Origin of the sequence: Limisphaera sp. VF-2 (genome assembly GCF_049537125.1) — a bacterium.
Classification (GTDB): Bacteria; Verrucomicrobiota; Verrucomicrobiia; order Limisphaerales; family Limisphaeraceae; genus Limisphaera.
Window position 1 is genome coordinate 608,262 of sequence record NZ_JBMVQY010000001.1, and the last position, 21,624, is coordinate 629,885.

16 protein-coding genes and 1 other RNA gene are annotated in these 21,624 nt (G+C 65.9%); 9 read left to right on the forward strand and 8 right to left on the reverse strand.

The genetic code is table 11. The annotated features are described in order from the left end of the window. Positions 1 to 46 precede the first annotated feature (46 nt). From ACPDIT_RS02155 to ACPDIT_RS02175, 5 genes are all read right to left on the reverse strand, one after another. The gene (locus ACPDIT_RS02155) at positions 47 to 1,510 is read right to left on the reverse strand and encodes an ammonia-forming cytochrome c nitrite reductase subunit c552 (protein WP_423441129.1); all 1,464 of its coding nucleotides are present in this window, start codon (positions 1,508 to 1,510) and stop codon (positions 47 to 49) included. 6 nt (positions 1,511 to 1,516) lie between these two features. Then, positions 1,517 to 1,978 (reverse strand): cytochrome c nitrite reductase small subunit, encoded by a 462-nt coding sequence (gene nrfH / locus ACPDIT_RS02160; protein ID WP_423441131.1) that lies wholly within the window; start codon positions 1,976 to 1,978, stop codon positions 1,517 to 1,519. 527 nt (positions 1,979 to 2,505) lie between these two features. Next, complete coding sequence (locus ACPDIT_RS02165; RefSeq protein ID WP_423441133.1) at positions 2,506 to 3,210, reverse strand: YceI family protein; 705 nt, start codon at positions 3,208 to 3,210, stop codon at positions 2,506 to 2,508. A gap of 31 nt (positions 3,211 to 3,241) precedes the next feature. Then, positions 3,242 to 4,606 (reverse strand): Gfo/Idh/MocA family oxidoreductase, encoded by a 1,365-nt coding sequence (locus ACPDIT_RS02170; protein WP_423441135.1) that lies wholly within the window; start codon positions 4,604 to 4,606, stop codon positions 3,242 to 3,244. Between the two features lie 166 nt (positions 4,607 to 4,772). Continuing rightward, positions 4,773 to 5,654: a ThuA domain-containing protein gene (locus ACPDIT_RS02175; protein ID WP_423441137.1), complete on the reverse strand. Its 882-nt coding sequence runs from the start codon at positions 5,652 to 5,654 to the stop codon at positions 4,773 to 4,775. Between the two features lie 349 nt (positions 5,655 to 6,003). Between ACPDIT_RS02175 and proB the strand changes: the two genes are divergently transcribed. The 3 genes from proB to nadB all read left to right on the forward strand — a co-directional run bounded on the left by proB (position 6,004) and on the right by nadB (position 9,821). Continuing rightward, complete coding sequence (gene proB, locus ACPDIT_RS02180; RefSeq protein ID WP_423441139.1) at positions 6,004 to 7,080, forward strand: glutamate 5-kinase; 1,077 nt, start codon at positions 6,004 to 6,006, stop codon at positions 7,078 to 7,080. A gap of 171 nt (positions 7,081 to 7,251) precedes the next feature. Continuing rightward, complete coding sequence (panC, locus tag ACPDIT_RS02185; protein WP_423441140.1) at positions 7,252 to 8,112, forward strand: pantoate--beta-alanine ligase; 861 nt, start codon at positions 7,252 to 7,254, stop codon at positions 8,110 to 8,112. 56 nt (positions 8,113 to 8,168) lie between these two features. Then, complete coding sequence (gene nadB, locus ACPDIT_RS02190; protein ID WP_423441142.1) at positions 8,169 to 9,821, forward strand: L-aspartate oxidase; 1,653 nt, start codon at positions 8,169 to 8,171, stop codon at positions 9,819 to 9,821. 184 nt (positions 9,822 to 10,005) lie between these two features. On the opposite strand, the gene pnp is transcribed toward nadB, so the two are convergent. Both pnp and rpsO read right to left on the reverse strand, forming a co-directional pair. Continuing rightward, positions 10,006 to 12,384 (reverse strand): polyribonucleotide nucleotidyltransferase, encoded by a 2,379-nt coding sequence (pnp, locus tag ACPDIT_RS02195; RefSeq protein WP_423441144.1) that lies wholly within the window; start codon positions 12,382 to 12,384, stop codon positions 10,006 to 10,008. Positions 12,385 to 12,613: 229 nt separating this feature from the next. Then, positions 12,614 to 12,871, reverse strand: coding sequence for a 30S ribosomal protein S15 (gene rpsO, locus ACPDIT_RS02200; protein WP_423441145.1), 258 nt, complete (start codon positions 12,869 to 12,871; stop codon positions 12,614 to 12,616). A gap of 707 nt (positions 12,872 to 13,578) precedes the next feature. Between rpsO and ACPDIT_RS02205 the strand changes: the two genes are divergently transcribed. From ACPDIT_RS02205 to ACPDIT_RS02220, 4 genes are read left to right on the forward strand one after another with little or no spacing between them, the layout of a single operon-like run. Further along, a complete protein-coding gene (locus ACPDIT_RS02205; RefSeq protein ID WP_423441147.1) occupies positions 13,579 to 14,766 on the forward strand; it encodes an ABC transporter ATP-binding protein in 1,188 nt (395 codons plus the stop codon). Beyond that, positions 14,759 to 15,715 (forward strand): ABC transporter permease, encoded by a 957-nt coding sequence (locus ACPDIT_RS02210; RefSeq protein ID WP_423441149.1) that lies wholly within the window; start codon positions 14,759 to 14,761, stop codon positions 15,713 to 15,715. The genes ACPDIT_RS02205 and ACPDIT_RS02210 overlap by 8 nt, the downstream gene beginning before the upstream one ends. 59 nt (positions 15,716 to 15,774) lie before the next feature. Then, a complete protein-coding gene (locus tag ACPDIT_RS02215) occupies positions 15,775 to 16,536 on the forward strand; it encodes an ABC transporter permease (protein ID WP_423442559.1) in 762 nt (253 codons plus the stop codon). Further along, positions 16,533 to 17,606, forward strand: a complete 1,074-nt coding sequence (locus ACPDIT_RS02220) for a polyamine ABC transporter substrate-binding protein (RefSeq protein ID WP_423441151.1) — start codon at positions 16,533 to 16,535, stop codon at positions 17,604 to 17,606. Before ACPDIT_RS02215 ends, ACPDIT_RS02220 begins: the two co-directional genes overlap by 4 nt. 293 nt (positions 17,607 to 17,899) lie before the next feature. On the opposite strand, the gene ssrA is transcribed toward ACPDIT_RS02220, so the two are convergent. Continuing rightward, positions 17,900 to 18,254: a transfer-messenger RNA gene (ssrA, locus tag ACPDIT_RS02225) on the reverse strand. 393 nt (positions 18,255 to 18,647) lie between these two features. Here ssrA and ACPDIT_RS02230 point away from each other — a divergent pair. Beyond that, on the forward strand, positions 18,648 to 20,708 hold the full coding sequence (locus ACPDIT_RS02230) for a PDZ domain-containing protein (protein ID WP_423441153.1): 2,061 nt from the start codon (positions 18,648 to 18,650) through the stop codon (positions 20,706 to 20,708). Between the two features lie 12 nt (positions 20,709 to 20,720). Further along, positions 20,721 to 21,551 carry a trypsin-like peptidase domain-containing protein gene (locus ACPDIT_RS02235; protein WP_423441155.1) on the forward strand — a complete coding sequence of 277 codons (831 nt, stop codon included), beginning with the start codon at positions 20,721 to 20,723 and terminating at the stop codon, positions 21,549 to 21,551. Positions 21,552 to 21,624 lie beyond the last annotated feature (73 nt).

Below are 21,624 nucleotides of genomic sequence, written 5' to 3' on the forward strand. Positions count from 1 at the left end.
GGTCGCCTGCGGAGTCGGCCACCCGGCCAACGGCTGCATGGGGTTCCTATGGCGCGGCAGTGGCAGCGGTGGCCGCGACTCCCGTGGTCCCGGACCCGAGTTTCCGCAACGCCTGCTGACCCTTGCGGCAGAAGTCAATCGCGTCGGCCAGGATCCGGGCGGCCTCCTGAGGTGCGTGGAATCCACTGGAATTCTCGGCCTCCACGAAATCGATGTAGAACTGCGCCTTGCGGTGGTAATCCAGCGCCTCCCGCAGTTGCTCCTCCCCGTGTCCGGCCGACCGGGCGGCTTTGAGGTCGGCGATCAGATCCATGAGCGCGTCCAGCGCACGGTCCCGCAACTGGTGCGTGCGATCCTGAATGGTCTGCACGCGGGCCTTGAGTTCCTCTTCCGGCCAGGGATGACAGGTCTGACAGGCCCGATGCACGTTGAGCATCGGACTGCGCACGTGATGGTCGCTGACCTTGAACGCGCCCACGCGCTGATAGGGCATGTGACAATCTGCGCAGGCCACGCCCGACCGCGCATGAATTCCCTGGCTCCACAGCTCGAACTCCGGATGCTGGGCCTTGAGCACCGACGCGCCCGTCTCGGCGTGCGTCCAGTCCTTGAAGCCCACCTCGTCGTAGTAGGCCAGGATTTCCTCGACCTTGACTCCCTTGCTCCACGGGAAGGTCAACCGCTTCGCGTCGCCCTTGAAGTAGTACTCCACGTGACACTGCGCACAGACGAACGAACGCATTTCCTGCCGTGTCGCCATGCGGTTGACATCGTAATCCGGGATCCCCTCCCGTGCCTTCAGGGCGCGAATGCCCTCAATGAAGGCCGGGCGCGTGATCCGCAGCTGCATCGTTTGCGGATCATGGCAGTCAATGCAGGCCACGGGGTGCTCCACCAGTTTGCGAGCCTCGGCAAACGGCAGGGCGTTGAATTTCTCGAAGCCCTTCATGATGTCGCCCTCGCCCAGGCTTTTGTAAGCCGCATAGGCGGAGGAGTGACAATTGAGGCAGGCCCCCGGCTGCGGCCGCGCCTGCCGCCCGGTGAAAGTGGCGTCGTCCAACATGTAGGCGTGGCCCCGATCCTCCCGGGTGTCCAGCGAGAAGGCAAAACCCGCCCACATCGTCTTCAGGCGGGGATCTTCTTCGAGTTTAGACTGCGCCACCACGGAGCGCGGATCGGCCGCCGTGGGCGTCCGCGGCAGCGCCTCACTCCCCCCATAGCGCGTGCGCACTTGATCCACCGTCCGCCGGTAACTGTCATATTGCTGCGGAAAGTTCTTCCCCCAAATGGCGGGATCCGTCGTGTCGTCCGTCAACTCCACGACGCGGAAGAACGGGTTCTGCGCCTCGCGTTTGCGTTCCAGGATGTTCAGCAACAGGGCCAGCGCCCCCACCGTGAGCAACGCCGCCGCGCCCGTGGCCACACCGTATTTGAGGAGTTGTGCCCCGCGCAGGTGACGGACCTCGCCAGGCGGAGTCGGGGTCAGGTTGTTGGATTGGATTCGCTTCATAGTGCTTCAATGCAAATGGCCAACATCCCGATGGCAGTGCAGACAGGAGGCCCGCTGCGCCGGATCCGCGGCGCCCCCGGGCCCCTCAATCCCGTGAACAATGTCCGCGTGACATTTCCGGCAGGCCGCCTCCGTCACGCGGCGATTCCGCTCGGTGATCCGAATCGGATCGGGATAGGTGCCGAGCGTAAAGTAATAGGAGTGCCAAAAACCGTTCTGGGCCTTGGTCCAGTACTTGGCCACCCACCCGGAGGGGGTGTGACAGTCATTGCAGGTGGCGACCGCGTGGTGGCTGGAATGGAGCCACGAATCGTACTGCTCCCGCATGATGTGGCAGTTGATGCATGCCCGGGGGTCCTCGGTGAGGTAGGAATACCCCCGGGCATAGAGAAACGTGTAGGCGCTGGTGCCCAGCGCCACACCCATCATGGCCCCCACGGCGATCCCTGCCCAGGTCTGCGCCTTCATGCCGCGCGCAATTTGGCCCAGACCGAGGTTTGCGGCAAGAAGCGCCGCAGCGAGCCTTTTGACTTATGTCAACATCTATTTCGATAAGAGTAATGAATAATTCCGTTGCGCCGTTTTGAAGGATCAGGAGCTGGCCGCACGACGCTCGCCCCCCGCCGAAGGCATCCCGGGGCCTCTCCCCCTCGGTCAAACGCCCTCCGCACAACGGGTGGCCCGGGGGTGTGCCTGCGCGAGTTGGCGGCGACGCCGGTCAGACACCCCGCGTTGCGTCCCGCGGCAAGGCTGCGCGCCCCGGGGCTCAGGGATCGAGAACCGCACGCTTGCGCCCGCGCAAACGAAACGGAGTCGGTGTAACTCGCGCCCTGGTTTCGCCTCCGCCAGGGCGCATGTTTGTCGGCGGTGCGGTAATGACTCCGGCCCTTCGGCATGTCCCCCGCGCCTTCCAGCCTACAAAAAACGGCCCGGGTCGTGCGTTCGACCCGGGCCCAATCGATCCCGATGCAGAGCCCTCGTGGCCCTGTCTGACTTCACCGTGGGAACACTTCCCACTGGAACAACACCTTGACCTCGTCGCCCGTTTTGATCAGGCCCAGGGCGACCTTGGGAGCCGGCGGGTCAATCTTGAAGTCGGTCATTTTCAACCCCACCTCGCCGCTGATGAGCAGATGGTTGTCCGGATGGACCTGCACCTGCACCGGCATGGTGATCCGATTCGTGACTCCGGCCACGACGAGGTCGCCCACGGCCTCCGCATTGTACGTGCCCGCGGCACCTCCACTCCCCTTCAGGGTCAGCTCCTGCAAGCGATACACAATGCGCGGATGCTGGGTTTTGAGCAGCTTTTCATGCATGATGTCGTCCATCGCAGTGCTGTAGGGGGTGCCGTCCTTTTTGATGCTCTTCAGGGAGCTGACCGGCACGAACACCTCGGCGCGCACATCCAGTTTGCCCGGTTGAACCTCACCCTGGTTCTTCGGGAAATTCGGCCCCACCTCCAGGGTCCCACCCACCAGGCTGCTTTCCACCTGCCAATCGTGGATGGTGGAGGTGCCCTCGATGCGGATCTTGGATTTGCCCCCGGGTTTGGGCCCGAATCGCGTCCAGCCCTCGGCTGCCTGGAGAGACAGGCTCAACAGCAGGAGCCATGCGGTGGCATGCGCCAGCATGGATTGCGATCGGGAGGTGCCGACCCGACCTGCGGGGCGGACAAAACGGGCCAATGTTCGCTTCATCGTTGTCATCATAAGTTTGGACGCAAACACCCTAGCTCAATTCAAACAGTTCTGCCGGCAGGGAAACCGGCCTGCCCGTGGTCGCGGACTCACTGGCCTTGATGGCCAGGACCGTGGCCCGGTACCCGTCGAGCGCGTCCGCGGCCGGCAGACGCCGGACCTCTTTGGCCAGGTACTCGGCCAGGGCCTGGGGATCACTGTCCCCGTAAAGGGAAACGAAATCCTGCACGGCGGAGCTCACCTCGCGACAATTTCGCAGGAACGATTGCAGCGCAAAGTAAACGGGCGGGTCCGTGGCCTCGGCCTGGGCCTGGGCCTGGTCGCCCTGGGCACGCAGTTTGGAGGCGTCGGCACGCAGCGAGATGCCGGTCTCTTTGTAGAAGGCGTCCTTGCGCGCGTACACCTCCCAGCCCAGCAACGGAGCGTCGGCCTCCTTGAACATCCAGGCACTGCTGCCCCGGATCATCACGGCCGCATCACTGCCGTAATAGATTTCCGCCTCGGATTCGAAGCTGTTGGCCAGGGTGGCGCTGTACAGCAGGCGCAATCCTTCCGGATACTCCACCACGGCCTGGACGGTGTCGTGCACCTCGCGACCGTCCCTCCAGAACGCCACCGTGCCAAAAGCGTGCACCGCCGTGGGCATCGCACCAAAGAACCAGCTCACCTGGTCGATCTGGTGGATGCCCACCTCACCCAGCAGACCGAGCGAGGTCTCCCGGGCCAGGCGCCAGTTGACTGCGGCTTCGCGTTCCGGGTTGGGGGAGGTCTGACGCCAGCTGGTTTTCTTGTTCCATTGCGCGCGGGCCATGGCCATGCGGCCCAGTGCCCCCGAGCGCACAAAGGGCAGCAGGAAATGGCGCTGGGGATCCGACCGAAGTTGCAGGCCCGGCTGGAAAACCTGCCGGTTGTGTTTCAGGGCCGCCTGAGCAATGGCCCGTGCGTCTTCCACGGTATGGGCCAGCGGGGCCTCGCAGTAAACGTGTTTGCCGGCTTCCAATGCCGCGAGGACGATGTCCCTGTGAAGATGGGTGGGCGTGGCCACCACCACGGCGGGGATCTCCTTGTTCTCGAGCAAAGCGCGGTAATCTTCCGTGGCCATGGCGTCGGGCACGCGTTTGGCGCTGCGCCGCAACATGGCAGGGTAATTGTCGCAGATGGCTGCGACCTCCGCCTGCGGCAGCCGCAACAGCTGGTCCAGCAACTCCCGACCCCACTGCCCCAGCCCGATCAATCCCACCTTCACCTTTTCCGTGGGGGCCGGCTCCGGCTCGGCCGCGGCGGCCTCGGGGCGGATCAATCGAACCCCGCCCAGCAGCGTGGCCAGTGCCATCAGGGAACTGCCCCGCAGAAACTCTCTTCGATTCCAATCCAACAGTCGTTCCGTCTCGCTCATATTTCTGTGGCTATCGTGTGGCGGCACCGCGGTCCATGGTTGGCGCCCTTTGGCGCTGCCCCTGCGGCGCGAAAGCCCCCTGCCCTGTGCAAGGTGTCCCGGAACAGCCCGTGCAGCAACCGGACCGGGAATGGCTTGCGATACCACCCCGGCAAACGTGCCCTGCTCACGGCAAGCCCAGGGCCCACTTGATCCCTCCCAACAGATGCCGTTGGAACGCCACCGCGACCTCGGGCGGATTGGCGCGTTGGCCGTTGCCATCCCGCCAGTTCGGATCCCATACGTCCTCGCGATGGCCCAGCGATGTGTAAAACACGCGGCCCTTGCCGAAGGTTTTGCACCAGGCAATGGGGTAGTCACCCGGGGTCTTTTCGTTCGGGTGCTTGTCCAACGTAAGCAGGCCATGCACGGCCGCCCGTTCGAACCCGTCCAAAATGTAGATCTCGTCAAAGACCTTCCAGGGATTGGGCAGGTGCTGGCAGGCGGCATGCGCGGGATCCTGATTGATGATCTCAACCCCCACCTGGGGTCCGTGGTACTTGAATTCACCTCCGATCATTTGCACGTAGGGATGGAACGGGCGATGACCGCGGAATGTGTCGGTGGCGGCATGCACGCCCACAAAACCCCTGCCGCTGCGGATCCAATCCAGGAAGGCCTGCATGTCCGGAATGGGCAGGTCGCCCGTGGTACTGTTGAAGATCACCAGATCGTAATTGGCCAGGGCCGCCGGGCTCATCTTTTCGGCCAGCAGGCGCTTGTTGGCCGCCTGCACCTTGGCGCGATCCGGTTTGCCGTCCGGCCCGCGAAACTCCGGGGCATTCGGATTCACATTCGCAATGTCCACCGTGAACAACCCGGTGTCGTGCGCCAACTGGGAAATCACCTGCATCCCCACTTCGATGCTGGAATGCCGGAAGCCTTCCGTCACTCCCACCACCAGCACGCGTTTCGGAGCCGCGGATGCGCCGAGAACGACACTCAGGACCAGTGCCCAGCCCCAGTTCCGCAGGAAACGCCGGCTTCGATGCAAATCATCCGTTTTCATGTCAAGGCCTCGTGGTTGAGCCATCCGTTGGGTTGGACGACCTTGGGCTTCATAAGATTCATTCCTCGCGGCCTCGTCAAGCACGGTTCACGCCCCGGACCTGCGTCGCATGATCGAAATCCGGCCGTGGGGGAAGCGAGGGCCGGCGCAGCACCCGCGCCGCCGGGCCCGGCCGGGGCTTCGGGGTGGTCTTCAGGCCTCTCCGGCGTTGCTGACTCCGCCCCCGCGCTGGCACCGCGCACACCGCGGACCGCACCGACCGGCCGGATCCAGGCCGGCTGCAGCCGAAAGCCGGGTCCCGATTTTTTCGACTTTTGCGGCGAAACGGTTTGCCGTTTTCTGGCAACCTGTGCAACGGGATCAACTCAAGAACGTCGCGCGTCTGGTGGTGAAGGTGGGCACGGGGGTGTTGACGGACAGCCGCAAACAGCCGGACCCGGCCCAGATGGAGCAACTGGTCGCCCAGCTGGCCGCCCAACGCAAGGCGGGCCGGGAGGTGCTGCTGGTCACCAGCGGGGCGGTGGGCGCGGGCATGGGCGCCCTGGGGTACGAGCGGCGGCCCACGGAGTTGAGCGAACTGCAAGCCTGTGCCGCCGTGGGACAATCCCGCCTCATGGCGATGTACGAGCGACTCTTCGCCGCCCACGGTCTTCACGTCGCCCAGGTCCTGCTCACCCATGACGACCTGGAACATCACGATCGCCACCTGAACGCGCGCAACACGCTGGTCACCCTCTTGCGTCACGGCGTGGTGCCCATCATCAACGAGAACGACGCCGTTTCCTACACGGAGATCAAGTTCGGCGACAACGACCGCCTCTCTGCACTCGTGACGGTGCTGCTGCCCGCCGACCTGCTGGTGATTCTGACCACGGTGGACGGTGTGATCGAGAACTTCGGCCAGGCCAACCCCCGGACGGTGCCCGTGATTGAAAAGATCGATGCCTCCCTGGAGAAGATTGCGCGCGGCACCCAGAGCCCGACCGCGGTTGGCGGGATGGCCTCCAAGATCCAGGCCGCCAAAATCGTCATGCGCTCCGGCATCCCCATGGTCATCGCCTCCGGTCGGAAAAAAAACGTGCTGGAACGAATCCTGGCCGGCGAGGTGGAAGGCACCCTGTTCGTGCCGGCGGCCACGAAACTGCGGGGCCGGAAGCGGTGGATCGCGTTTTTTCACCATCCCAAGGGGACGCTCTATGTGGACGACGGGGCGCGCACGGCCCTGCGCGAACGCGGCAAGAGTCTGCTGCCCCCGGGCATTGCACGCTGCGAAGGGGAATTCGAGGCCGGCGACGTGGTGCGTATCTGCGACCTGGACGGCACCGAGTTCGCGCGGGGGCTGGCCTCTTTCAGCGCGGAACAGATCCGATCCCGTCAACTCCGCGGCGTGGAGGTGGTGCACCGGGACAACCTGGTCATTCTGTAAAGCCGCCGGGCGGGGCGGGAATCGACCCTCTTGCTTCTGCTGTCGCCGATCTTGCCCAAGGGGCGGGGCTCAGGTGCCTGCCCGTTGAACCCGGCCCGAACGCTCCGGTGACGCGGGCGCCCCTCGACAACGGCATTGTGAGACGCCGGACCCTCGGGCAATTTGATCGCCATGCGGGTGATCCGACAGCCCGGTGTCATGCAGCGCCTGGCCCGTCGTTGGCAGCGGGAGGGCGTTCGCATCGGTTTCGTGCCCACGATGGGGTATCTTCACGAGGGGCATTTGAGCCTCGTGCAGGTGGCCCGCCGCGCCGTGGGCCGCAGCGGCCGCGTCGTCGTCAGCATCTACGTCAATCCCACACAGTTCGGCCCCGGGGAAGATCTGGACCGTTACCCTCGGGATCTGCCGCGGGACCTGCGACTCTGTCGCGAGGCGGGCGTGGACGTGGTCTTTGCGCCGGATGACCAGAGCATGTATCCCGGGCTACCCGAAGGCCGCTACAGCACCTACGTGGTCGAGGAACAACTGTCTCGGAGCATGGAAGGGGCCGCCCGTCCCGGCCATTTCCGCGGGGTCACCACCGTCGTCGCCAAACTGTTCCACCTGGTCCTGCCGGATGTGGCGGTGTTCGGGGCCAAGGACTGGCAGCAGGCCGCGGTGATTCGGCGCATGGTGGACAATTTGAACTTTCCGGTGCGCATCCTTGTGGCCCCCACCGTGCGCGAGCCGGACGGTCTGGCCATGAGTTCCCGCAACGCATACCTGAATCCCGACGAACGCCGGCAGGCCACCGTTCTGTTCGAGGCCATTCAGCTGGCCCGCCAAAAGGTTCGGTCGGGACCGAAGCCCGCCCGCCAATTGAAACAGGACGTTGCCCGGCTGGTGGCCTCTCGACCCCGGGCACGGCTGGACTATGTGGAGTTCTTCGATTCGGACACGCTGGAGCCGGTCCCGCAGGTTCGGCCCGGCACCCACATGGCCCTGGCGGTGTTCGTCGGCAACACGCGTCTGATCGACAACGCCAAACTCTGAACCCGGCCCGGCCGGATCCCCGAGCCGGCGACCGCCCGCGGAACCTGCAGATGTCCATGGAACGCTACGACTATCTGGTGCTGGGCAGCGGCATTGCGGGGTTGATGTTCGCCCTCAAAGTGGCGCCCCACGGCCGCGTCGCCGTCGTGACCAAGAAAGATCGCGCCGAATCCAACACCAACTATGCCCAGGGCGGCATTGCCGCGGTCACCAGCAAAGAGGATTCCTTCGAATTGCACGTGCGGGACACGCTCAACGCCGGGGCCGGGCTGTGCAAGGAGGAGGTCGTCCGAACGGTCATCGAGGAAGGGCCGGCCCGGATTGCCGAGCTCATGGAGCTGGGCGTACGGTTCAGCGAACGCGAAGCGCCCGGCGAGGACGGGGGACGGGAGCTGGACCTGGGCCGTGAAGGGGGCCACAGCAAGCGCCGGATCCTGCACGCCCGCGACATGACCGGTCGGGAAATCGAACGCGCCCTGCTCCAGGCCGTGGCGCGGCAGCCGAACATCACCCTGTTCGAAAACCACTTCGCCATCGACCTCATCACGACGCGGAAGCTGGGCCGGCCCGGGCCCAACCGTTGCGTGGGGGCGTATGTCCTCGACAAAGCCACCGGCCAGGTCAAGACGTTTGCCGCCCGCGTGACCGTGCTGGCCACGGGGGGCTGCGGCAAGGTGTATCTCTACACCACCAACCCGGACATCGCCACCGGAGACGGCGTTGCCATGGCCTACCGCGCGGGCGTGCCGATCGCCAACATGGAGTTCATCCAGTTTCATCCGACCTGCCTGTATCATCCCAAGGCCAAGTCTTTTCTCATCAGCGAAGCCGTCCGCGGCGAGGGGGGCGTGCTCAAAACGGTGGACGGCGTCGAGTTCATGAAGGACGTCCATCCGCTCGGGTCGCTCGCGCCCCGCGACATCGTCGCCCGGGCCATCGACAGCGTCATGAAGCGCACCGGGGCCGATTACGTGCTGCTGGACATCACGCACAAACCCGCACCGTTCATTATCCGTCGCTTTCCCACGATCTACGAGACCTGTCTGCGCTACGGCATCGACATCACCAAGGAGCCCATCCCGGTCGTGCCGGCGGCCCACTACCAGTGCGGCGGGGTGGTGGCCACCGTGGATGGCGTCACCGAACTGCCCGGCCTGTATGCCATTGGCGAGGTGGCCTGCACGGGGTTGCACGGGGCCAATCGCCTGGCCAGCAATTCTCTTTTGGAGGCGGTCGTCTGCGCGCACCGCGCGGCGCAGCACGCCATCCGTTCCGACCTCCCTCCGGTCGACTTCGAGATTCCGCCCTGGCAAACCGGCCACGCCACCAACCCGGACGAGCTGGTGGTGGTCTCCCACAACTGGGACGAGATCCGCCGCTGCATGTGGGACTACGTGGGGATCGTGCGAACCACCAAGCGGCTGCTGCGCGCCCAAAAGCGCCTCACCAACCTCCAGCAGGAGATCCAGGAGTATTACTGGAACTTCATCGTCACCTCTGACCTTCTGGAGCTGCGGAACCTTGCCACTGTGGCAGAAATCATCGTGCAGTGCGCCCTGCAACGCCCGGAAAGTCGCGGGCTGCATTACACTTTGGATTATCCGCATCCCGACCCCGCATGGGCCCAGCGGGACACCATCGTCCGCAAACCCGAGCCCGGGAGTGGAAGCCAGGACGCCGCCGCACCTTCCTCCTCGGGAGACGGCTGACCATCCGGCCCGGCGGCACGCCATTCGGGGATGCATGCCGGGCGGTTCCGAGGACGGCGACGCTCCTTCCAACCGCCCGGGGCAGGGTTCACGGGCGACGCGACGTCGACGGTCTGCATCCCGGAAAGCGAAAAGCCCGGACAGGTCCGCCTGTCCGGGCTGGAAGTTTGTCGGGAACCCCGCTTCAACGACGGTCCCGACCGCGGTGACCGCCCCGGTTGCCGTGGCGCTGGCGGGACTGGGAACGCTCCTGGCGCTGGCCACGTTCGCGATGCTCCGGACGCTGCGGCCGGGATTCCTGACTGCGGGCGGGCGCCGGCCGGGTGGCCGCCGCGGCTGCAGGCTCGCCGGAGGCCGCAGGCGTTTCGGGACCGGCCGCGGTGGATCCCTCGGCGGGCGCCGTGCCGGAGCCCGCTGAGCCGGTGGTTCCCCCGGCCTGAGCCGCCATCTGCGCGTCCCGCTCGTTCATGGCCGCCTTTCGAGAGAGGCGCACCCGACCCTTCTCGTCCACGCCCAGCACCTTGACCCAGATTTCATCGCCGATCTTGACTATGTCCTCGGTCTTCTTGACGCGGAAGTTGGCCAGTTCACTGATGTGCACCAGCCCGTCCTTGCCCGGAAGGAACTCGACGAAGGCGCCGAAGTCCTTGATGGTGACCACGCGGCCCCGATAGATCTTGCCCACTTCGGCCTCGGCCGAGAGCGCTTCGATGGCCTCCTTGGCGATGCGCATGCCCTCCGGCGAGACGGAGTAGATCCGCACGGTGCCATCGTCGTCGATGTCGATCTCGCAACCCGATTCTTCCACCAGTTTCTTGATGTTCTTGCCGCCCGGGCCGATGAGGGTGCCGATCTTTTCCGGATCGATCTTGAGGGTGAGAATACGCGGGGCGTATTTGCTGAGTTCGGGGCGCGGCGCCGAGAGCACCTTGTTCATCTCCTGGAGGATGGCCAGTCGGGCCACGCGGGCGCGTTCCACCGCCTCCGCAATGACGGACAACGGCAGCCCGGGCAGTTTGAGATCCAGCTGGAACCCGGTGATGCCCCGCTCGGAGCCGGCAATCTTGCAGTCCATGTCACAGAAGTGGTCTTCGGCCCCGATGATATCGGTCAGCAGTTGGTACCGGGTCAGGCGACCCTCCGCGTCGTACTCGGTGCAGAGCCCGATGCTGATGCCGGCCACCGGCCGCTGCAGCGGAATTCCCGCGTCCATCAGCGCCAGCGAGCCGCCACAGACGGTGGCCATCGAGGTGGACCCGTTGGATTCCATGATCTCGCTGGTCACCCGGATGGCATACGGGTAGTCATCCAGTGGCAGCAAGGGCGCCAGGGAACGCTCCGCCAGGTTTCCGTGGCCGATCTCCCGCCGGCCGGGTCCGGTGATCCGGCCCGTTTCGCCCACGGAGAAGTTCGGGAAGTTGTAATGCAGGATGAATCGTTTCTCGGTGGCGCCGCCGGTGTAGGCGTCGAATTCCTGGGCATCTTCTTCCGTGCCCAGGGTGGCCAGCACCATGGCCTGGGTCTCGCCCCGCGTGAACAGGGCCGAGCCGTGGGCGCGCGGCAGCAGGCCCACTTCGCAGGAGATGGGACGGATCGCGTCCATGGCACGGCCGTCGAGGCGTTTTCCTTCGTTGAGGATCAGGTCGCGGATGGCGGCGCGTTGGATGTGGTATTGGACTTCGCGCCGGACAAACTCGGTGATCTTTTCCGGGCCGAATTCCTCGGTGAGCTTCTGGCAAACCTCTTCGAACAGGGCGTTGACGGCGGCTTCCCGGGCCAGCTTGCCGGGGGTCAACAGGGCGGGGACCACGCGATCTCCGGCCAGCTCACGGGCCCGATTGAGGATTTCGTCCGGCACCACCTGGACGGTGATGGGTCGCTTGGGTTTGCCGGCCCTGGCGGCCAGTTCCTTTTGGGCGGCGATCAGGGGCTGGATGGCCTGCTGGCCGAACTGCAACGCAGCGTTGAAGTCCGCCTCGCTGATCTCTTTGGCGGACCCTTCGAACATGATGACCTGGGTTTCGGTCCCGACATAGACCAGGTCCAGGTCGCTGCGCTCCAGGTCGGCATGAGTCGGATTGACCACGAACCGGCCGTTGATGCGGCCGATGCGCACTGCTGCGACCGGTCCGGCCCACGGAATGTCGCTGACCATGAGCGCCGCCGAGGCCCCGTTGACACACAGCACGTCCGGGTCGTTTTGGCCATCCGCACTCAGGACAATCGCCTGGACCTGGACCTCGTTGAACCAACCCTTGGGGAACAACGGCCGGATCGGCCGGTCGATCATGCGGGAGGTAACGATTTCTTTCTCGGTGGGGCGGCCTTCCCGCTTGAAGTATCCCCCGGGGAATCGCCCCGCAGCCGCGGCCTTCTCCCGATAATCCACGGTGAGCGGAAAGAAATCCGCTCCCTCTCGCGGTTTGGTGGCGGCAACGGCGGCAACGATGACGATGGTTTCGCCCAACTGCACCGTCACGGCGCCGTCCGCCTGCTTGGCTATCTTGCCCGTTTCAATCACGATGGGCGCCTCGCCCACCAGGGCCGTCACTTGTGTATGCATGTCCAGGTTGCGAAGGCCACCGTTGCCGCCGAGAAACTTCCATCAAGCCCGCCGTGCGTTCGGACCTGAGGGAAATTGCCCGCGGCAACGGGGCCGGGTTCTGCGCGAGGCATGTGTCCTCCGGCTTGCGGGATGCTCGCGCGCTTCATCCCGAAAGCTGGCTTCGGAAAATGCGACGACCCGTGCGTCCCCACGACGCGCGGGCCGGCCTGTGCAACACCGCTCCGGGTCAATGACGCAAATTCAACTTCTTGATGATCGCCACGTACCGGTCGTACGCCGTCCGCTGCAAGTAGTCCAGCAGGCGTCGCCGCTGGCTGACCATCATCAACAACCCCCGACGCGAGCTGTGATCCTTCTTGTTTTTCTGCAGGTGCTCCGTCAAATGGTTGATCCGCTGCGTCAAGAGCGCAATCTGCACGTCCGCCGACCCGGTGTCGCGCTCGTGCAGCTTGAAGCTGTCGATCGTCTTTTTCTTCCAATCCATAACGCGTTTTCCACGGCAAACCTAGGCCCGCCGCCTCCGCTGTGTAAAGCTCTTTCACCGGTCGGTTCCGACCCGGCGCGCTCCGGCGCCCGGCCCCGGTCCGGAGTGCGTCCCTGCCCGACTCCACAGCGCTTCAGGGTTTCAGTCCGGCAATTGCTGCGAATGTCGCTCGGGCCTGCGGCCGCGCCGCAGGCGACCATTCTTACTCCAATTCTGTGCCCGGAGCAAGGCGGTCTCTCGAATCTCCAAACCCGGCCGCGAAGGCCCGGGGCCGTGGCTGTCAACGCTGCTCGCACCGGGTGCGGCCGGGTGGATCGCCTCCGGGCCTCCTGCGAGTTGTGGCCCGGGTCCTCGACCAGCGCGTCGGCCCATCCCCACGCCCGGTGCCCTCCCTCCCGTTGGTCCGGCTCGTCCCAACACCCGCAGCCCGCCACCGAACAGCTCAATGCCGGTGGGTGGACGGGCCATCGGCACCAACCGCTCGGAAAAGCATGTCGCCGGATCATGAAATCCGCAGAACCGTCGAAAGCCGGGGTCGCCACGCGGCTGGCCCTACCAAGAATCCTTTGCCCCAGGCCGCCGCGCCGCCGGCCTCTCGGTCGGATCGAGCCCCTTGCAGGGGCGTAGGAGGCGCCCGCCGGGCCGATCCGGGGGCGGTCCTTCGATCCCCTATTGGCAATCGCGCCGGGTTTGCTACATATCAGCTTGTGCAGCAGGAGACCTTGACTGTGGCGAGCTCGGAGCCGGCCGCGGGCGCAGAACCGGAACCGCCGCACCCGGCGGTGGAATGTCAGAATCTGGTGCGGCGGTTCGGTTCCGTGACCGCTCTGAGCGGTGTGTCGTTTGCGATTCGCAAGGGCGAGTTCTTTTCCCTCCTTGGCCCCTCGGGGTGCGGCAAGACCACCCTTTTGCGCGTGTTGGCAGGACTGGACCGGCCCGACGCCGGGTGGGTGCGTCTGGACGGCGTGGAGATGACCCGCACACCGCCCCACCGCCGTCCGGTGAACACGGTGTTCCAGTCGTACGCCCTGTTCCCTCACTTGAACGTGTGGGACAACGTGGCGTTTGGACTGCGCATGAAGGGGGTGGCCGCGGGCGACGTGGAGGAGCGGGTCAGGAGCGCATTGCGCCTGGTGCAGATCGAGGGGCTGGAGCATCGCCGTCCCGCTCAACTCTCCGGGGGTCAACAACAACGCGTGGCCCTGGCGCGCGCCCTGGTCAACGAACCTCTGGTGCTGTTGCTGGACGAGCCCCTGGGCGCCCTGGACTTGCAACTGCGGCGCCAGCTCCAAACCGAACTGCGCCAGCTGCAGCGTCGGCTCGGGCTGACGTTCCTTCATGTCACTCACGACCAGGAAGAAGCGCTGGCGCTGAGCGACCGCGTGGCGGTCATGCGCGCCGGCCGCATTGAACAACTGGGGACGCCCCGGGAACTGTACGAGCAGCCGCGCAACCGCTTCGTCGCCCGGTTTCTCGGCCAGTGCAACCTGATCGAGGGAGAGTGCCTGCCGCAAAGCGCCTTCGACTGGCGGGTCGACACGCCCTGGGGACTCCTGGAGGTGCGGCCCCCCGGAGCCCGCACCGGGAGGATGGAGACGATCGAAACTCCTCCCCGGGTCTCCTGCCGCAACCGCGTCACGCTGGCCATCCGACCGGAACGAATCCAGCTGTTGCCCGCGGGCCCCTTGCGGCAGCCATTGCCCAACCAGGTTGTGGCGCGCATCCAGGACAGGGTGTACACGGGAGCCGCGGTCGAATACCGGGTTGTGCTGCCCGATCAAAGCACCCTGACGGTCTCCCTCCCCAACGACGCAAGCCCGGCCGCGGCCTGTCAGCCGGGGCAACGCGTGATCTGCCGACTGCCGCCGGAAGCGTTGATTCCCCTCGATGACTGAGCCGTCTTACGTCGCACCCTGCGCCCCGGTCTCGCGCGGATCCCCCGTCTGCGACCGAACGGGCACGGACACTCCGCTCCGACAGGGGCTCGGGCCCGCTGCGCTTGTCTGCGGCGTCCCCGTGCTCTGGATGCTGCTGTTTTTTCTGTTCCCCCTGCTCGGCCTGGCGGTCATGAGCTTTTTCAGCCGCGGTCCCGACGGCGAGGTTGCGCCGCCTCTGACCTGGGAGAATTACCGCAGGTTGCTCGGCTTCGGAGAGCTTGGCTTCGACCCGTTCTATCCGGTGGTGCTGGGTCGGAGCCTGCTGTTGGGCGCCGCCACCACCTTGCTTTGTTTGCTGAGCGCCCTGCCGCTTGCCCTCTGGTTGGCCCGACTGCCGAGGCGGTGGCAACTCATGGCTCTGACGCTGGTGGTGATTCCGTTCTGGACCAATTTCCTGGTGCGCACCTACGCCTGGCAGGTGCTCCTTTCTCCGGACAGCCCGTTGACCCGGCTCTTGAACGCCGTGGGCATCGGGCAGTCGGGCGCCGGGCTGTACCCCGGGTGGGGCGCTGTGCTGACGGCCATGGTCTGTGACTTTTTGCCGTTCATGGTGCTGCCGATCTACGTGGCCGCGGAGCGACTCAATTGGACGTTGGTGGAAGCGGCCATGGACCTGGGAGCCAATCGTTGGCAGGCCTTTCGCCATGCCGTCTGGCCCCAACTGCGACCGGGGGTGGCCGCCGGCTCGATCCTGGTCTTCCTGCCGGCCACCGGACAATTCGTGGTTCCTGATCTTCTGGGGGGCGCCAAGCTTGCGTTTCTGGGCAATCTGCTGCAGCAGCAATTTGGCCCGAGCCGGGATTGGCCGTTTGGCGCGGCGCTGGCCACCGCGACGCTGGGTTTGATGCTTTTGGCGCTGGCGTGGCGCGCGCGCAGTGCAGCCCGACAGGAAACGCATCGCCCATGAACACCCGACATCCCCGAACGCGCCACGGATTCACCGGCTGGCCCGCGCAATGGTGGGTGATGGGGGTCTACCTCTTTCTCTACGCGCCGCTGCTGGCAGTGCTGGTCCAGTCCTTCAATGCCGCCCGGTTCGGAACCGAATGGGTCGGGTTCACGACGCACTGGTACCGGCAGTTGCTCCACAATCAGCCCGCCCTGCAGGCCGTCCTCAACACCTTGATCCTGGCCTCGGTCAGCACCCTGATCGCCACGTTCCTGGGCACATCCCTGGCCTATGGATTGACTCGATGGCGGTTTCCCGGAAGGGACTGGATCGAAAGGTCGTTATCGGTGCCGGTGTTCGTACCGGACATCCTGTTGGCCGTGGGGCTGCTGTTGGCTGTGGCCACCGCACAAGAGCTGGGTCTGGGTCTCGAGCCGGGGATGCCGGCCATGATCGTGGGGCATGTGACCTTCCAAATCCCGTTCGTGGCCATCGTCGTGCGGGCACGGCTGGCCGGTTTGGATCCGACCTTGGAAGAGGCTGCCCGTGATCTGGGGGCCACCAGTTGGCAAACGTTTCGCCACGTGACGCTGCCCTTGCTGAGTCCGGCGGTCGCGGCCGCAGCCCTGCTTGCCTTCACCCTGAGTCTGGACGACTTCGTGGTGAGCTTTTTCACCACCGGCCCCGGGGCGACCACCCTTCCCATCCTCATCCACGCCTCGGTGAAGCGCGGACTGTCCCCGGAGATCCATGCCCTGTCTTCGTTGCTGATCCTCGCGGCGCTGGTGTTGACGCTGGCACTGACCGCCCTGTATCGGAAACCACCCATTCCCTCATGAAGCCACACGGTTTGTCGTTGGTCCGGGTGCACCCGGTGTTCGGAGCGTTGCTCCTCCTCTGCCCCTTCCTTTTGGGCGCCGGAGAATCCGCCGCCGCGCGCCGGGAATTGCGACTGTTCATCTGGTCCGAGTACATCGACCCGGCGGTGGTGTCCGACTTCGAGCGACAGTACCAGTGTCGCGTCATCATGGACCTCTACGAGGACACCGAGAGCATGCTGGCCCGCATGCTCAGCGGGGGCGACAAGCTTTATGACGTGGTGGTGCCCAGCGACAACGTGGTGCCCGTGATGATCCGGCGCGGACTGCTGGCCCCGCTGCGGCACGAATCGCTCACCAACCTGGTTCACCTGGACCCGCAGTTCCGTCGTCCCGCGCATGATCCGGAGCTGCGCTACACGGTACCGTACCTGTGGGGCACGATGGGACTGCTGGCCCGGCCGCGGCCCGGGCAGAGCCTGCCCGATACGTGGGGGCTGCTGTTCGACCCCGCGCTCCAGCCCGGCCCCTTCGTGTTGATCGACTCGGCCCGTGACCTCTTCGCGGCCGCCCTCCGTTACCAGGGCGCCAGCCTGAACAGCACCAACGCCGCCGACCTGCGGCGGGCCCGGGATCTTTTGCTGGAAGCAAAAAAACGCGCCGTGGGCTTCGACGGCAGCGTCGGCGGGATGAACAAGGTTCTCAGTCGTGCCGTGCGCGTCGCCATCGTGTACAGCGGCGAGGCCGCCCGGGCCATGCAAATGGACACCAACCTGGTTTACCTGCTGCCGCGCGAGGGCAGCGTTCTGTGGGTGGACAGCCTGGCCATTCCGGCGCGGGCGCCGCACCGGGAACTGGCCGAGCAGTTCCTCAATTTCGTCCTGGACCCGCGCAACGCCGCGAGGATCGCGAGGTTCACGCGCTTTGCCTCCTCCAATCAGGGCGCCCGGCCCTTCCTTGACCCGGCCGACCTTCACAATCCGGCCATTTATCCGCCGCAAGAGGCGTTCGCGCGGCTGGAGTATCTCCGCGACCTCGGTCCGGCGCTGCGCCTGTACGATGAAGCCTGGACGCAACTGAAAGCGCGCTGAGCTTCGTCGCTTTCCTCCCGGCCGGCCCCAGCGGCCCGTCCGGGGAGCCGATACGTTTTCGGACGGGCATTTTTGGTCCGTCGGTCGCCTTTTCGCAGCCCGGGAGAGTTTCGCAAAACCATGCCCGCCGCCCATCCGGCGCGCGCACAGAACGAAAACGGGGATCCCCAGCTGGCGGAGCCGGTGCGGGCTTTGGAGGGCCGCGGGTGGCATAAGATCGGCCTCCCAAGGGCGGACGGCATGAACGCGACCCGATCGGCCTTGTGGGGAAAACGAACTGCCGGAAAAAACAATGGTGGAGGCGGGGGGAGTCGAACCCCCGTCCCTGACTCGGTAGCCAGCCGCGACTACATGCTTAGTCCGCAGTAGGTGTCGGCAGCCGGTCGCCTGCGGACCCGCATCCGACTGCCCCAGACAGCATGGGAAGGATCTCGGACCCGCGCGCGCCGTCTCCGCGCAGATCCCAGCCTGCTATGGCGTTCGTCCGGCCCAGCAGGCGTCAGCCGGCGAACGTCGCGGCAACTTCAGGCCGCGAGAGCCAACTCTTCGTTAGCAGTTTTCTTTTGATGCGATGATTAACGAGGCCAACGCATCGTCCTCGGCATGCCGCCTCTGGCGTCCGGGCCAGGTCGAAACCGGATCGCCCCCACGAAACGGCACCATGACCATACCCCTCCCCCGGGATTCGTCAAGCCCTCCCCCACCCTTCAGCCGCCACGGCTTTCATCGGTCAACGACGCCGCAGGCACCTTTCGCAGCGGTCCCGAGACCGGAAAAAGCCCGTTCCTTGGGAAACCGTGCCGCCCGCGCTCGCCTTTCGTGGGGCAGCAGCCCGGTTGCGGGAGTACTGGGCGCGTCTGATGGTCGAGCGGCGGACTCGGAAACCCCGAGCAAGGGCCGTTTGCCCTCGGCATTGCGACGTCGAGGACGCCTGCAATCCCCGGGGCGCGGGAAGTGTTCAGGACCGGAAATGCGCCGGAAGATGGTTCGCTCGCGGCCCTTCAGGCTTGCATTGCCAGGGGCGGCCGCTAAAACGGGCGCATGAGCCGCTGGCCCGCACCACGCATTGCCGGCTGCCGTTTCAAGGCGCTGGTATGCATTCTGGCCGTTGGTCTGCTGCCCACGGGCTGCGTGACGCCCGCCCGGCAGCCCACGCTGACCCAGGCCCAGCTCAATCGCGTGGCCGCCCAACTTCGTCCCTCTCTGGTTCGCCTTCGCGTGGTCAGCACGGACTACGTGGACGGGCGCGAGGTAAAAACGCAATCCGTGGGCAGCGGCGTCATCATTACGGAGGACGGTTACCTCATCACCAACCATCACGTGGCCGGGTGGGCCACGCGGATCTTCTGCACCCTCTGGAATCTGGAGGAGGTCGAAGCCGAACTGGTGGGGACCGACGCACTGACCGACATCGCCGTGGTGAAGCTGAAACCCGACCGTCCGATGCGCTTCACGCCGGCCCGGCTGGGGGACTCGAGCCGCCTGCGCGTGGGCGATCCGGTGCTGGCCATGGGCAGTCCCATGGCCCTGTCGCAATCGGTGACGCTGGGCATCGTCAGCAACACGGAAATGATCATGCCGCGGTTCATGGGCCCCTCGGCGCGCCTGCGACTCGATGGCGAGGATGTGGGGTCGCTGGTGAAATGGATCGGGCATGACGCCCCGATCTTCGGCGGCAATTCGGGCGGGCCCCTGGTCAATCTGCAGGGCGAAGTGGTGGGCATCAACGAGATGCGCTTGGGGTTGAGCGGGGCCATCCCGATCAACCTGGCCCGCGAGATTGCTCAACAACTCATCGCCGAGGGACGCGTGCGCCGGAGCTGGCTCGGCATGGACGTACAGCCGCGCTTCAAACGCTCCGAGGCCAGCCGGGGCGTGTTGGTGGCCGGGGTGTTGCCGGATTCGCCCGCGCAGCAGGCCGGACTGCAGGCAGGGGACCTGCTCGTGGCGCTTGCCGGCCGGCCGGTGGATGTTCGCTTCGACGAACAGATGCCGGAATTCATGCGACTGGTCTGCAGCCTGCCCATCGGCCAGTCGGTGCCTTGTGTGGTCGAACGCGCGGGGCGGGAGATCACGCTTCACGTCGTGCCCGCGGAACGCGGCGAGTTCCTGGCCCGGCCGCGGGAACTGAAGGCCTGGGGCATCACCGCCCGCGATCTGACGCCCCTGTCCGCGCGCGAGATGAAACGGCCGGACACCAACGGGGTGGCGGTCACCTCCGTGCGCGCCGGCGGGCCCGCCGGCGATGCGCGGCCGCCGCTCGATGAGGGAGATGTGCTGGTGGCGGTCAACGATCAACCGGTGCGCTGTCTGGCAGACCTCGTGCGCCACACCGAGCAGCTCACCCAGGGCCGCGCCGATCCCGTGCCGGTACTCGCCACCTTTGAGCGCGGCGACAAGCGGTTTCTCACGGTCGTGCGACTGGGCATTACGGAGCTGGAAGATCCCGGACGGGAGGTCACCAAGGCGTGGCTGCCCGTGGAAGTGCAGGTGTTGACGCGGCCGCTGGCGCAGCAACTGGGGCGGCCGGACCTGCGCGGTTTCTACATCACCCGGGTGTATCCCCGCTCCACCGCGGCGCGGGCGGGTCTGCAGGTCGGCGACTTGATCGTGGCGGTGGACGGCGAACCGTTGACCGCCAGCAGCGCGGAACACGCCGACGAACTGGGCGCACTCGTCCGCCAGTACGATGTCGGCAGCACCGTCACCCTCACCCTTTTGCGCAACGGCCAAACCCTGAAAGTCCCGGTCGAACTGGTGGCCTCGCCGCGGCTGCCCCGCGAAATGAAGACCTATCGAAACCCGGATTTCGAATTCACCGCCCGCGACCTCTCCTTCTTTGATCGGGCGGAGGAACAGTGGCCCGAAGATCAAACCGGCGTCCGCGTCACCGAGGTGCGGCGCGGGGGCTGGGCCGATCTGGGCATGCTCCTGGTGGACGATCTGATCGTCGAGGTCGATGGTCAGCCGGTGACGGACGTGGACTCGCTTCGACAACGGTTGGAACAGGCCGCGGCGGCCCGTCGAAGCCCCGTCATCTTCAAAGTGTTGCGGGGCATTCACACGCGTTATCTCGAACTGGAACCCAAATGGGATCGGTGATCCCCCAACGTTATGCCTCCCCGAATCTGCTCCTGGTTGGCCCTGGTGGTCCTGAGTCTCACCTGCTCGGTCTTTCGAGCCCCGGCCGATGACATTGCCCGGCTGGGCCGACCCGTCTTTGAAAAACACCGGCAGGCGGTCGTGACCGTCCAAATCGTCTTGAAAACCCGCATGAGCCTCGGCGGGCGCAGCCAGACCAGCGGCGAAACCCGCCAGGAAGCCACCGGCACCGTCATCGCGCCCTCGGGTCTGACCGTGCTTTCGCTCGCCGCCACCGATCCCTCCAGCCTGCTGGGCAACCTGATGGCCGGCCTGGGAGACGAGGAATCCCGATTCAAGATGGACTCGGAGATCACCGACGTGAAGATCCTGCTGGAGGACGGTTCGGATCTGGCAGCGGAGGTGGTGTTGCGCGACCGCGACCTGGACCTGGTCTTCATCCGGCCCAAAGCCCCGCCGGCCCGGCCCATGCCCCACGTGGACCTGGACCAGGCGGGTACGGCGGAGGTGCTGGAACCGGTGATCACCATCACGAGGCTGGGACGGGCGGGCGGGCGCGCCCACGCGGCCTCCTACGAACGGATCAGCGCGGTGGTGCAACGACCGCGACTGTTCTATGTCCCGGACGACACGATCACCACCACCACGTTGGGATCCCCGGCGTTCCTGTTGGACGGTCGGGTGTTGGGTCTCTGCGTCATGCGCAGTGTTCCCGGCGCCAGTGGCGGATCGTCCCTGCTGGGCATGCACGCCGACCGCACCACGGCGGTGATTCTGCCCGCCGCCGAGGTGGCGAAAGTGGCGCGTCAGGTGCCGGCCCCCGCGCCGGCCGAAGCTCCGTAGGCCCGACTTCGCGGCGCGCGCCCGGGCCGACTCGGGTTCGCGCTTGCCCCGTCGGAAGCCGCGCGGCAAGCTG